Annotated in this window: 13 protein-coding genes; 6 read left to right on the top strand and 7 right to left on the bottom strand. The window is 36.9% G+C overall.

The features are described from left to right. Nucleotides 1-182 precede the first annotated feature (182 nt). From SGJ10_08085 to SGJ10_08070, 4 genes are all read right to left on the bottom strand, one after another. Complete coding sequence (locus SGJ10_08085; protein MDZ4758081.1) at nt 183-1,355, bottom strand: AIR synthase-related protein; 1,173 nt, start codon at nt 1,353-1,355, stop codon at nt 183-185. Further along, nucleotides 1,345-1,968 carry a DUF5683 domain-containing protein gene (locus tag SGJ10_08080; protein ID MDZ4758080.1) on the bottom strand — a complete coding sequence of 208 codons (624 nt, stop codon included), beginning with the start codon at nt 1,966-1,968 and terminating at the stop codon, nt 1,345-1,347. The genes SGJ10_08085 and SGJ10_08080 overlap by 11 nt, the downstream gene beginning before the upstream one ends. A 9-nt stretch (nt 1,969-1,977) precedes the next feature. Further along, nucleotides 1,978-2,865 (bottom strand): ParB/RepB/Spo0J family partition protein, encoded by an 888-nt coding sequence (locus tag SGJ10_08075; GenBank protein ID MDZ4758079.1) that lies wholly within the window; start codon nt 2,863-2,865, stop codon nt 1,978-1,980. 151 nt (nt 2,866-3,016) lie between these two features. Next, a complete protein-coding gene (locus SGJ10_08070; protein ID MDZ4758078.1) occupies nt 3,017-3,820 on the bottom strand; it encodes an AAA family ATPase in 804 nt (267 codons plus the stop codon). 440 nt (nt 3,821-4,260) lie between these two features. On the opposite strand from SGJ10_08070, the gene carB reads away from it, so the two are divergent. Together carB and SGJ10_08060 are read left to right on the top strand one after the other, a co-directional pair. Beyond that, nucleotides 4,261-5,904 (top strand): carbamoyl-phosphate synthase large subunit, encoded by a 1,644-nt coding sequence (carB, locus tag SGJ10_08065; protein MDZ4758077.1) that lies wholly within the window; start codon nt 4,261-4,263, stop codon nt 5,902-5,904. 72 nt (nt 5,905-5,976) lie between these two features. Continuing rightward, a complete protein-coding gene (locus SGJ10_08060) occupies nt 5,977-6,414 on the top strand; it encodes a hypothetical protein (GenBank protein ID MDZ4758076.1) in 438 nt (145 codons plus the stop codon). Between the two features lie 16 nt (nt 6,415-6,430). On the opposite strand, the gene SGJ10_08055 is transcribed toward SGJ10_08060, so the two are convergent. From SGJ10_08055 to SGJ10_08045, 3 genes are read right to left on the bottom strand one after another with little or no spacing between them, the layout of a single operon-like run. Further along, on the bottom strand, nt 6,431-6,877 hold the full coding sequence (locus SGJ10_08055; GenBank protein MDZ4758075.1) for a hypothetical protein: 447 nt from the start codon (nt 6,875-6,877) through the stop codon (nt 6,431-6,433). Continuing rightward, nucleotides 6,874-8,235 carry a WG repeat-containing protein gene (locus tag SGJ10_08050; protein ID MDZ4758074.1) on the bottom strand — a complete coding sequence of 454 codons (1,362 nt, stop codon included), beginning with the start codon at nt 8,233-8,235 and terminating at the stop codon, nt 6,874-6,876. Before SGJ10_08050 ends, SGJ10_08055 begins: the two co-directional genes overlap by 4 nt. Before the next feature lie 38 nt (nt 8,236-8,273). Further along, nucleotides 8,274-9,614 (bottom strand): alpha/beta hydrolase, encoded by a 1,341-nt coding sequence (locus SGJ10_08045; protein ID MDZ4758073.1) that lies wholly within the window; start codon nt 9,612-9,614, stop codon nt 8,274-8,276. A 26-nt stretch (nt 9,615-9,640) separates the two neighbouring features. On the opposite strand from SGJ10_08045, the gene SGJ10_08040 reads away from it, so the two are divergent. The 4 genes from SGJ10_08040 to SGJ10_08025 all read left to right on the top strand — a co-directional run bounded on the left by SGJ10_08040 (nt 9,641) and on the right by SGJ10_08025 (nt 13,754). Next, entirely contained in the window at nt 9,641-10,054 is a 414-nt protein-coding gene (locus SGJ10_08040) for a cupin domain-containing protein (GenBank protein ID MDZ4758072.1), read from the top strand. Between the two features lie 146 nt (nt 10,055-10,200). Beyond that, entirely contained in the window at nt 10,201-11,451 is a 1,251-nt protein-coding gene (locus SGJ10_08035; protein ID MDZ4758071.1) for a hemolysin family protein, read from the top strand. Between the two features lie 42 nt (nt 11,452-11,493). Further along, entirely contained in the window at nt 11,494-12,255 is a 762-nt protein-coding gene (locus SGJ10_08030) for a shikimate dehydrogenase (protein ID MDZ4758070.1), read from the top strand. 107 nt (nt 12,256-12,362) lie between these two features. After that, complete coding sequence (locus SGJ10_08025) at nt 12,363-13,754, top strand: DUF4476 domain-containing protein (protein ID MDZ4758069.1); 1,392 nt, start codon at nt 12,363-12,365, stop codon at nt 13,752-13,754. Nucleotides 13,755-13,982: the final 228 nt, after the last annotated feature.

Genomic DNA, 13,982 nt, shown 5'->3' with positions numbered 1-13,982 from the left:
TAGTTATCGGAGTTCGCGGCGAGCGATACTACAATAAAATAAAGTGTCCGTTATAATTTGGCTTTTCTTATTTGAATTATGAAAGAGGTCTATTGAGTGTCGGTATTAATCCTTGTTTGTCATGCAAAAATATTTAAGAACAAGGAATTACGAAATATGATGTACGAAGTTTAAAAAAGGAATCAATATACCACAACTCCACTTCCTGTATGCAGCGTCAAGCCCTTGCCCTCCCTAGCTTCACAACGCCCAATAATCTGTGCATCGATATTAAAACTATTGGCAATATCTATAATAGTTTGGGCAAATTGTTCCTCCATATAAAATTCTAAAAGATGGCCCATATTAAATGTTTGATATAATTGTTTGTCATCACTTCCACTCTGTTCTTTGATAAGAGAGAATAGGGGTGGGATTGGGAATAAATTATCTTTGATAATATGTATATTTTCTACAAAGTGCAATATTTTGGTTTGACCACCACCACTGCAATGTACCATTCCCAATATTTTTCCGCCAAGTTCTTGTAATACTTTTATTACCACAGGTGTATATAATCGTGTGGGAGATAATACCAATTTGCCTGCATCTACGGGGCCATTGGGCGTATCAATTTTATCGGTGAGTTGGCAGGTTCCACTATATATAAGATTATGTGGAAGAGAAGTATTAAAACTCTCGGGATATTTCTCACTATAATACTTTGCAAATACATCGTGGCGGGCACTGGTGAGCCCATTGGAACCCATACCGCCATTATAATAGTTTTCATAGCTGGCCTTGCCACTCGATGACAATCCTACTATCACGCAACCAGGTTTTATATTGGCATTATCTATTATATTTTTGCGTGGCATGCGTGCAGTTACTGTCGAGTCGACTATAATAGTTCGCACAAGGTCGCCCACGTCGGCAGTTTCGCCACCGGTGAGGTGTAAATTACTTCCTAATTTTTGTAAAGTTTCGATACATTGGTTGGTACCTTCAATAATAGCTTTTATTACTTCGCCCTGTATCAAATTTTTGTTGCGGCCAATGGTACTCGAAACTAAAATATCATTAGTTGCACCTACGCAAAGTAGGTCGTTCAGGTTCATGGCCAAGGCATCTTGTGCGATGCCATGCCATACAGAAAGGTCGCCAGTTTCTTTCCAATATATATAGGCTAAAGATGATTTTGTCCCTGCTCCATCGGCATGCATAATATTACACCATTCGGAATCATTGGCTAGTAAATCTGGGAGTATTTTGCAAAATGCTTTGGGGTATAAACCCTTATCAAGATTTGCAATGGCAGCATGTACATCTTCCTTTTGCGACGATACGCCGCGGGCCATATATTTATCAGAATCCATATACAGGTTTGTTTTTAAAATGTATTGAACATGACATTATAAATCCTGACCCGATATTTATCGGGGCGATATCTATCGGGTTTATATAATAACTGGGTTTAACCTTCAATGATAAATTATCGCTCATATCAAAATTATATAAGTGCCCATCTACATTGGCATCTATTATATTTAGTGAATAGGCAATGGCCATAATAAGTATGGACAAGTCTCGTGATTGGCGGGCATTGTCACGCTGCCCTTTAAGTTGCGTATTGGTGAGGAATAAATAATTGTCGAAGGTATTGGGGTCAGCATCTACACGAGTTCTATAATTATTTCTAAAGTCGATATAGGTTTGTTGGTTATATATAAAATAATATATGGAACCGCCCAACATAGCCCAAACTATTGGTGCTTTCCAATATTTTTTATTATAGATTTGCCCCGCACCGGGAATGATGGCAGATAAAATTGCAGCTTTCTTTGCAGAATGTTTTGAACCGGGAACAAGTGTGGTGTCCTTTTTTGCCAGAGAATCTTTTTGAGCAAAACTATATAAAGGACTAACAAAAATAAACAGAAGTATGATACCTCTACATATATATATATAATATTTTTTGTGTGCTATCAAATTATATAATTAGTTCTCAAGCAAATTGATCAATCTTTGTAATTCGTTACGGCCATGGAAAGGTATCACAATCTCGCCTTTGCCATTGGGTTTGAGGCGGAAATTAACAAGGGAGCTATAACGTTTGGAAAGGGTGTGTTGGTATGATTCAAACTCCGATACAAATTCATCTGTGGAAGCTACAGTAGAGTTTGTATTCTTTTTAGAAGCACCGCGTTCACGCACCAAATCTTCCACCTTACGAACGCTGAGGTTGCCGTTGATTATTTCTTCAAAAATAGCTCTCTGCTTTTCAGGATTTTCTATATTAATGATAGCACGTGCATGGCCCATGCTCAAGCGTTCGTCACGCAAGGCAGCCTGTATATCTTCTGGCAAGCGTAGCAATCGTAAATAGTTATTTACTGTAGTGCGGTCCTTACCAACTTTTTCACCGAGCTCTTCTTGTTTTAGGCTACATTCATCTAAAAGTCGTTTGTAGCTTAAGGCAATTTCTATCGCATTCAAATCTTTGCGATGTGTATTTTCTATCAAAGCCATTTCGAGACTTTGCTCATCATTGGCAATTCTTATATAGGCTGCAATAGAAGTAAGGCCAGCCAAAACAGCAGCTCTGGTGCGGCGTTCGCCCGATATGATTTGGAATTTATCATAGCCCATTTTACGAACTGTGATGGGTTGTATAATACCATGTACTATAATACTATCGGCAAGTTCTTGCAAATCGGCTTCGGCAAATTCGGTACGCGGTTGAAATGGATTTGCCTCAATATCGGCTATCTTTATTTCGGAAACTGAACCCACACGCATGGGGGTTTCCATAGTGGTAACATCAGTTGAATTGCTTTCGAGGAGGGCACTAAGTCCTTTGCCTAGTGCGTTTCTTTTGGTTGACATTTTTATTGATAATAAAGGATGGTGAATATTTATATGATTTTAAAATAATTTATATATATACATTTTCATGCATATTGGATAAAGTTAGTGGTTTGTGGTAACGCACTCCCAATAGCCCCGTAAGCTTTTTAGGGGGACAAGGGCAGTTGGTTTATTCCGTTTCTTCAACTATTTCATTAGTCTGCCTAGCCATTCCGTTTTTTTGCAATAGTTCGCGGGCTAGGTTCAAATAATTGATTGAGCCTTTGCTATCCATATCGTGGTTGATAACTGGCACTCCGAAACTTGGGGCTTCGCTCAATTTGGTATTGCGGTGTATAATAGTATCGAATACCAATTGTTGGAAATGTGTTTTCACTTCATCCACAACTTGGTGCGAAAGACGCAAACGTTGGTCGTACATGGTAAGCAACATACCTTCAATTTGCAAAGGATAGTTGGTGGTTTTTTGCACAATTTTTATCGTGTTCAATAATTTGCCCAATCCGTCCAAAGCAAAATATTCGCACTGTATTGGTATAATAACTGAGTCGGCAGCGGTTAGTGAGTTCAAAGTAATTAAACCCAATGACGGCGAGCAATCTATTAAAATAAAGTCGTAATCATTTTTTATTTTGGTAAGCACCCTTTTAATCATCTGTTCTCTATTGGGTAGGTCAACCATTTCTATTTCTGCACCTACCAAGTCAATATTACAGGGAAGCAAATCCAAGTATTCTATTTCAGTTTTAATAATGAGGTCGCGGGCCGATAAATCTTGTATAATACATTCATACAATCCTGCTTTAATATTCTTAGGGTCGAACCCGATGCCTGAGGTGCTATTGGCTTGTGGGTCTGCATCTACCAATAAAGTTTTGAACTCGAGCACGGCGAGACTGGCGGCTAAGTTGATGGCGGTAGTTGTTTTGCCTACGCCTCCTTTTTGGTTTGCTATTGCTATTATTTTGCCCATGTATTTGTTTGGTTAAGAAAATTGTGTAAAAACTATATATATTATAAGTACCGCAAAATTAAAGGCCTTGCCAAAGTTTTAAATGTTCAATTATCCACAGGGGGCCGCCGCAAAGTGGAAATAATGTGGAGAATGTTTTTGACCCCAAAAGATAGTAGGGCTCTCGAATGTGCGTGCAATTAATTTAATATTTTTTGAAATTTTCGAGAATGATTGATGTGACTGTATTTAAGCGAATTAAATTTCTTTTTTCAACAATGCACAATGGTATTTATATATATCCTAATTTTGCCTAATTTTACGGGATAGCACCAAGGAATAAGGAGTAAAGATTAAGGGGGCGTTGCCGACTAGTTTTTCTCCGAATGGCCTTACTCCTTTTCACCAGCTCCTTATTCCTAAAATAAAAAATATTAATTATAAAATAAAAAATAATCTAGATGCCCAAAGACAGTTCAATAAAATCAGTTTTAATAATAGGTTCAGGTCCTATCATCATTGGCCAAGCTTGTGAGTTCGATTATAGCGGCACACAAGCAGCCCGCTCGTTGCGTGAGGAAGGTATTGAAGTAACACTTATCAATAGTAATCCAGCAACTATTATGACCGACCCTGTGATGGCCGATCATATATATTTAAAGCCACTTACGGTACAAAGTATTATAGAGATTTTAGAGGCTCATCAAATTGATGCAGTGCTGCCTACTATGGGTGGGCAAACAGCATTGAACCTTGCCAAAGAAGCAGATGAGTTGGGCATTTGGGAAAAGTATAAAGTGCGGATGATTGGAGTTGATATACATGCTATAGAAACTACGGAGAACCGTGAAAAATTCCGCCAACTGATGATTGATATTGGTATTGGTGTGGCCGAAAGCCAAGTAGCAAATTCATTTTTGGAAGGAAAAGAAATAGCACAACGAATAGGGTTTCCTTTAGTGATTCGACCTAGTTACACGCTTGGTGGATACGGGGGTGGAATTGTACACAACAAAGAAGAATTTGATGCCGCTTTAATGCGTGGACTTAAAGCCAGTCCTACGCACGAGGTTTTGGTAGAGAGGGCAGTAATGGGTTGGAAAGAATATGAGTTGGAATTACTGCGAGACCAAAATGATAATTTAGCTGTGATATGTGCCATCGAAAATTTTGACCCGATGGGAATCCATACTGGCGATAGCATCACCGTGGCCCCTGCTATGACTTTGAGTGATCGATGTTTTCAAGAGATGCGTGATATGGCTATATTAATGATGCGTTCCATTGGTAATTTTTCCGGAGGTTGCAATGTGCAATTTGCGGTGAATCCCGAAGATGAAAGTATTATAGCTGTTGAAATAAATCCACGTGTGAGTCGTTCATCGGCATTGGCCAGTAAAGCTACAGGATATCCCATTGCAAAAATTGCGAGCAAACTTGCCATTGGATATAATTTGGACGAGTTGATGAACCCTGTTACCAAAACTACCTCAGCTTATTTTGAACCCGCACTCGATTATGTAATCGTAAAAGTGCCGCGTTGGAATTTTGATAAATTTAAAGGAGCAAATAAAACCCTTGGTTTGCAAATGAAATCGGTGGGTGAGGTGATGGCTATTGGTCGTAATTTTCAAGAAGCATTGCAAAAAGCATTACAAAGTTTGGAAATAAATCGCCAAGGTTTGGGAGCCGATGGAAAACAATTACGCAACCTCGATGAAATTATGCATAGTCTTGCAAACCCAAGTTGGAACAGGGTTTTCCATATCAAAGATGCAATGAGTTTGGGTGTACCCATAAGCACGATAGAAAAAGTAACACGCATCGATCGTTGGTTTTTGCAACAGATAAATGAATTGGTTATTATAGAAACCGAAGCCAAGCGTTTTAATATAAATAATATGCCTGTTGAACTCATGAGTGAGATGAAACAAAAAGGATATTGTGATATACAAATTGCGTTTCTTTTAGGTTGTACCGAAGATGAAGTTTTTGAGAAAAGATATAATGAAATGGGTATAAAAAGAGTATATAAAATGGTAGATACTTGTGCTGGAGAATTTAAAAGTGAGACGAATTATTTTTATAGTACGTTTGAGGGATAGCCCTTCCTCGCCGTGGCGGGCCGCTCAGGGTGTCAATATAAGTAATACCAATTCTTAACCTATAATAGTATTATGAAATATATTATAATAGTTTCAATTGTTTTTTGTTTTTCTTGTAAAAATCATTCAAGCGAAAAAGGTGAAACAGAGGATTCAGAAATCAAATCTGAACAAATAGATTCGAAAGAATCTCCTGAAAATGTGGAACAAAAAGAGTCTGCGGAAAACCCGATGGAGGAATTGGCTGGCACTTGGAAACAAGCACCCACAGGCAACGCAGAGGTTACAGGTGCAAAATCATTAGCTACCATCGAATTAAATTTGAAAGCCGATGGTAGCTTTGAAGGAACCGAAGCTATGATGAACAACTATACAAGTGTGAGCGGTAATTGGAGACTAGAAGATGGTAGAGTTAAACTCAGTTGGAATGGTACTGAATTAAATATGGAAATAGGTTCAAATAATTCTACACTTATAGATAGCCAAAACGGTATAAGTTTATCGGAATAATATATATAATATAGGGTTATTTCTTCCGCTTTAATTCTCTTTTCCTCCAAACAGCTATAGGCACTATATCGCCATCTAGCAGATCCAAAATTTTTATTTCAAACGTTTTAGGATTTACATAAAAGTGGAAATAAGTTTCAAACCTATCTTCTCCATTATACCCTACCCGAAAATAGAAATCAGGTTTGTCTGTTGTCGGTTTTTCAGTAGTTACAGCAAGGCCATGCTTGTGGTTGGTAAACGAATCTATATAGTTGTTTTCCTTTACCCATTCGGGTAGTTTTGAGAGTTTATCTAAAATTTTATTTTCGATATCAGATTCCGATAGTAAACTATCTGTTTTTTCAGTTAAAGGTTTATCAATGGCATTGGGGATGTTATTTTTGCAAGCATTTATACAGATTATTCCTGAAATGAGAATATATATAATTCTAGTGTTAAATCTGTTAATTATGTTTATCATTTCCTTACTACTTTTTGTCCTGTTTTATCAATAAAAAATTTCTCAATGCCTTTAGTGACCTGGTAGGTGCCTTCGGTATTTAAATAACCTATAGCGTCATATTGACAGGGAACAACTTCATAACCCGATTCATCAATTAAGCCGTACTTTTCATTACGTTTCACTTGGCAACGATCGCCATAAAAATAATATACAGTTTGATATCCTTCGTCGTTACGTTTATCACCAAAAGTATTAAATATCTGATAAGGATTTTTGGTATCTTCTTTCACTTTAAAAACAATCAAATTTTTTGACTTCAAGCTTAAATCATATTCTTTATAATTAAATGGTACAAGTTTACGTTGCACAATATTTATGAGGCCAAAATAGCCGTCTCGTTTAGCAACGAAGCAATTGCTATTTATCATTCCAAAATCAGCTTCATAGTCAAAAGGAATTACTGTATGATTATTGCTATCAATTATTCCAAAAGTTGAATTTTTTTTGGCACTATATAATAGCCCATTCTGGTCTATACAATTTAAATCACTATAATCGAAAGGTACGATAGTCATTCTTTGTTTATTGATAAGGCCATACCAAAAACCCTTTTGCACCGCAGCAGCAGAAACTATAAAAGGTTTTGCATTATCAAACATAAATGGTATAAACAAATTAAGCGATGCATCTACATAGCCATACATGCCATCTTTTTTCACTACGGCAGCTTTATAGTTAAAGTCTCCAGCATAGTCAAATATAAAGGGTAAAATCGTGACTCCTTTTTTATTGACGTACCCATATTTTTCTTTTTTCACCGCAGCTAAATTTTCACCAGAAAAGTTTAAGAAATCTTCTAGTTCACAGTATTCATTTGTAATACCTTCTCCTGGTGTTGAATCTGAAGTGCAACTCAGTTCCACCCATTTTCTTTTCTTTATAATGGCACGATATACCCTGTTATTTACAGATTGGAAATAAAAAGTTTCGCTCTGATTGTAAAAAAAATTGCTGTCGGGTACCGAGCGTTTTAATAATAACTTATTTTTGTAGCTAAGCACATTCCATTTTCCATTTAAACGTACTGCAGCTTCTCCATTATTGTCGAAAGCCTCTCGGTCGGCATAATCAAAAGGGCCTCTCATATTTTTGAGGTTTTGATCTACCATATACCATTTGCCATCATGCTTGGCTAAAGCATATTTAGCATAAAAAGTAGTGACCTCGTCATATAATATATTATTGATGCGTACCATTCCCTTCTCTGTTTCTTTCTCAAAATAATATTTGCCTGTAGCACTGTCTTTCATGGGTTCTTGGGCATATACACCAGCAAACGAGAAGAGAAGAAGTATAATAAGATATTTTTTACTCATATAGTGATTTGTTTTTTTGTATTCGTGAATCAAAGATTTCATAATTGTTTTGTTTTAATAAATTTTGCGATATCCATAATCACGGGTTCATATATATTTCCGGGTTTAAAATAGTCGGAAGGTTGTGATAATGCCTCCGTTTCACCTTCAACAAATAAGTGATTCAATTTAGGGTATGATTTAAAAAAATGATTGGCGGATTTATTATATAGTCTGAACAAATTATAATCATCCATCCGTACTTGATAATCACTTTCCCCTTGTAAAAACAAGATAGGTTTTTTTATTTTTGCTGCGATGATAGCAGGTTGTATTTTGTTCAAATGAATCCAATAACTCCCTGGGAAACCGAGAGGTAACAAGTCTGCATCTGTATTATATTTAATCGTATCACTCATCGAAAGCATTGCTTGTGTGATAGCTTTTTCTTTCATCATTTTTTCTTCCATGGTTTTTAGTATGCTATCTGGTGCAAGGTAGTTCATCTGCTCTACTATTAGTTCACCAAGTGGTCGGGCTGCACCTGCCATACTAATTCCTCCTGCAAAACCTTTTATATTTTTGAGCAAATATGGTAATAACATCCCGCCTTGGCTGTGGCCCAATAAATATATATTTTTTGGGTCTATATATATTTTTGTTTTTAATAATTTTAAGGCACTAGCTATATCATAAGTATATTCATCGTCAATTGTGGGCAGACCCTTGGCATTAATATCCATACTGTGTTTATATGTACGTTTGTCGAAACGCAAAACGGCGATGCCCTGCGATGCAAGTCCTGCTGCCAAATCGTTGAATGGTTGGCAACCTCCTATTTCTTCGTTCATTCCATTGGGTCCTGAACCCCATGCCAATATCACTGCGGGGACTTTTTTTGCATTGTTGGGCACTGTAAGTTTCCCCTTCATTTTATAATCTCCGGTCACTACTTCTGCATCCGTTTCATAATATAATTTCTTGTTAGAATAATTAGGTTCGGCATATCCACTTTTATCCTCAAGTGGTAAAAACCAAAGGCCTGTTATTAGCCCTGTATCATTCATATTTATTTGTTCCATCAAACTTCCGCGTTTAAAATGGAATTTGGTTACGAATACCAAGTCACCTTTTTTTGTGGCGGTATCTGCAGTCTCATAATGGCTGTATTCACCATAGTACCTAGCGAGTTGTTCCCAAAGCGATTCCATTTTGCTAGGAGGCAGAAAGCTTGCCATTTTGTTATCATAATAGGTGGCAACACTATCCCATTGTTGTTTTGCTAAAGTGATATTATAATTGGATATAATAGTCCGTTTGTCGCTAATGCTCAGCTTTTGGGCTGAAACGGAGTGATATATAATTAATAATGGGAATAGAAATTTTAACTTGCCTAACATGTACGAAAGATTATCTTTGCAATGTTATGATAAATTTCCGTATCAAAAAAATAATCTTATTGGTATCGGTGGTTTTTTGTTCCCAATCCATGATTGGCCAAGTAGTTTTTCAAACTGACACTTTGAAAATGCCCGATACAATAAGCAATATATGGATCGAACGTATTAGTGGCGATAGCTTGAGCAGTGGTTTTATCATTGTGATTAGAAATGAAGTAAAGACTCACAAACATTTATATCATAGCGAACATATATCGGTGTTGGAAGGCACCGGCATCATGAAGTTGGGCAAAAAATCATTTGAATTAAAACCGGGTGTGGTCGTTTTTATACCCAAGGGTGTGATACACTGGGTAAAAACCACCTCTAAAATCCCACTGAAAGTACTCTCAGTCCAAAGTCCTTATTTTGATGGTAAGGACCGTGTAATTGTGGAATAAACTATTGTATTTTAACTTTCCAAAAGTTTAGAAGTTTTGGAAAGTTAAAATCGGCCTACCATAATTATTATAGTTTTTATGAAAACCTCACTTTACCTTTGCTTGAATAAAACACCAAATCTTAAATCATTTAATCGTTAAATATCTTGGATGGCCCCATAATCATATTCTTCACGCTCATAGCCTGTGCGTTTTTTTCGGGCATCGAAATAGCATTTATCTCGGCCAATAAGCTTAGAATAGAGCTAAAGAATAAGCAGGGGAGTTTCTCGGCAAAAATTCTATCACCTTTTGTAAAGACGCCATCCAAATTTATCAGCACTACGCTGGTTGGCAATAATACGGCACTGGTTATATACTCCATTTTTATGGAAGAAAAATTTCTGCACCCTATGCTGGAACCGTACTTTCACGAGCACAGATATATATTATTGATTTTAGCCACTTTCATATCCACCATATTTATTTTGTTCACTGCCGAGTTTTTGCCCAAGGTATTGTTCCGTATAAATCCCGATTTGATTTTGGAGTTTTTTGCCGTACCCTTTTTAATTATATATTATATATTTTATCCCTTGGTGCATTTTATCACCTGGCTTGCAAAGTCCATGCTCAATGGCATCTTCAGGCTCGATTGGAAGGAGGGAGCTCCGGTTTTTGGTAAAGTAGATTTGGATGAGTATATATCACAATCGGCCAAAATGGATTTGGAAGAAGATGCAGATGTAGATACGGAAATATTTAAGAACGCTCTCGATTTCGGTAATGTAAAAATACGCCAATGCCTTACCCCGCGTACCGAAATTATTGGCATTGAGCAAAGCCAGTCTGTGGAGAAACTATATGAGGTACTCATTGAATCGGGCCATTCAAAAATATTGGTGTTTGAGGAAAGCATTGACCACATAGTAGGTTATATACACCAAAATTCATTATTGAAAAAACCCAAAAGTATACGTCATGCTATGATGCCCATTACCATAGCCACTGAGTCGATGGCGGCTCGAGATCTGTTGAACCAATTGACCAAGCAACGCAAAAGCATGGCTGTAGTTGTTGATGAATTTGGAGGTACTGCTGGTATTGTAACTACAGAAGATATATTAGAAAAAATATTTGGGGCCATAAATGATGAATATGATAATGAAACGGTGACCGAGCAAGAGAATTCGCAACACGAATGGGTGTTCAATGCACGATTGGAGATTGATCATTTAAATGATAAGTATGAATTGGACTTGCCTATAGGTGAGTACGAAACACTGGGCGGCTATATATTTTCTATATACCAAAATATTCCCGAATCGGGCACTGTAATTGAGAATGATGACTTTGTTTTCACTATACTTTCTGTAGAGAATACTAAGATTCAGGATATCCAAATCAAAAGAAAGTAATTATATTTTGAAAACGGTTGCATAATTCAAAATTTTCACGAAATGCAAAAAAAAATATATGGGTTGATTGGTTGGCCATTGGAGCATTCGTTTTCGCCCCAATACTTTACAGAAAAATTTAAGCAGCTTAATTTATCGGGGCATTCCTACAAACTTTTCCCGCTAAACAATATATTGCAATTTCCCGAACTAATTATGCGAAGATCAGATTTGCAGGGTCTTAATGTAACCATACCTTATAAAGAAGATATCATCAACTACCTAGATGAAATGGATCGGGAAGCAGCAGTAGTAGGGGCGGTGAACTGTGTGAGGTTTAGACAAACCAAAGGCGATTTGTTGCTAAAAGGTTATAATACCGATATATATGGGTTTGAAAAATCTTTGCAGGATAAACTTGACTTAAGTAAAGTTAAGCACGCTATTATATTGGGTAACGGGGGAGCTGCTAAGGCAGCAAAATATGTTTTGGACAAAAATAAAATACAGTATCATATAGTATCACGCAGCATCCAAGATGATGAAAATAACATCATTACGTACAATCAACTTAGCGATGAGTATATAGGTATTATAGACTTGTTAATCAATGCTACACCAGTGGGTATGTGGCCCAAAACCGATGAAGCCCCAGCCATAAATTATGCGGCTCTTAGTTCCAAATGCCTTTGTTACGATATGGTTTATAATCCTGAAGAGACTTTGTATTTGCAACGCTGCAAGGAAGTTGGCTGTGATACACAAAACGGAGTTGATATGTTAAAGCATCAGGCAGATAAATCGTGGGAGATTTGGAATTTGTAAAATTATTTAGCTGATTACCAATACCATTTTTTTAATTTCAGGAATATGCCCTATTTTTGGAACTTCATTTGAAATACCCCCACCGCACAATATAAAAATCTACACACATGAAGAATCTATTTACAATTTTATTAAGCGTGTTTGCCTTAAATGTTTCAGCACAAAACGGCAACATGATTTTCTTTACCGAAGACAATGAAAACTTCACCTTGATGGTAAACAGCATCACAATTAATCCCGTACCTTCTAATAATGTTCGGGTCGACAATCGCCCAATGACCCGGTATAAAGTGGTTGTTAAATTTCAAAAAGCCGATTTGGGAAGTATTACCGACAATGTAACCGTGGCCTCTGGCAACGACAAAACCTTTGTGATAAAACCCCGCCCTATATCCGATATTACCTCGGAACGTGTGAGGAATATGAAGAATCCAAAAACAAAAAACAACTATGTAGCTAAGTATTCTATAAAGGTATTTTCTTCTAATCCAACTGTAATTACTATCACACAAGTTCCTCCTCCAGACCCTGGTTATAATGGTGGCACAAATTATAATGGTAATAATGGTGCAGGTGGCGTAGATATGAACGCAAATCCTAGTGGCGTGAACATTAATACCGGAACAACAAACGACCCGATGAACCCAAATTTGAATATCAATGTAAATCCAAATGGTCTGCAAATAAATGGAGGAGGCGTTAATATAAATGCGTCTGGTACAGGAACAGGCCAAACCGCTAGTTCATACTCTACCACTACAACAACAACAACCACCACTACCACAGGCAATGGTGGTACATGGGCAGGATGTGCAAGTCCATTAACCCCACTGGTTTTCCAAGCTGAAGAAAGAAAGGTACGTAATCAAACAACCGAAGCAGGTAAAATAATTACGGCACAACAATTATCTACAAACTATTGCCTCACTTCTGCACAAATAAAAACGCTTTGTACTGATATATTCTCCGAAAGAGATAGGCTATCTTTTGCTCAGTATGCTTATCCACGTTGCTACGATCCTGCAAATTTTTCGGTAGTGTATTCTGCTTTTTATATCAATGCCAATGTGGAAGAATTAAATAGGTTTGTAACTGCCTACGGTATGGGAAATACAGGTTATAATACAAATCAAAACAACAACAACAATAACAGTGGATATAATAATGGAGGCGGATACGTGCCAGGCTATAATGGCCCTTATGGTTGCCCAATGCCAATGAACAGTAACGATTTCAATACGGCTAAAGAGAGTATTAAAAGTAAAAGTTTTGAGAGTACCAAATTAGAAATTGCCAAGCAAATAACCGATGCTAATTGTTTTACTGCTCAACAAATAAAGGAGATGGTGCAATTATTCGACTTCGAGTCAACAAAACTAGAGTATGCCAAATATGCTTTCTCGCATTGCTATGATAAGAACAATTATTATAAAGTGAACGATGCATTTACCTTTGAAGCTTCGATGACCGAACTGAGCAGTTATGTAAAAGGAAAATAATACCCATTATAAATTTAGTTTTCAAAAAAAAGAGTGTAGCATATAGTTATACTCTTTTTTTATTTTAACTCTTAGCTTCAATCGAATTTAATTGCGAAATACGTTTATAACGAAACTCATTATATAATACCAATTCTTAAACTAAAATAGTTCTCCGCCTGTGGCGGATTTGGTTTGTAGAATGGTAATGCCGAACTACATCCCGAAAGCATTCGGGATTAGTCCCTT

The organism is Bacteroidota bacterium (genome assembly GCA_034439655.1).
In the GTDB taxonomy this organism is placed as follows: domain Bacteria; phylum Bacteroidota; class Bacteroidia; order UKL13-3; family UKL13-3; genus CANJUD01.
The sequence above is the reverse complement of the archived record's forward strand: the minus strand, read 5'-3'. Positions and strand labels throughout refer to the sequence as shown.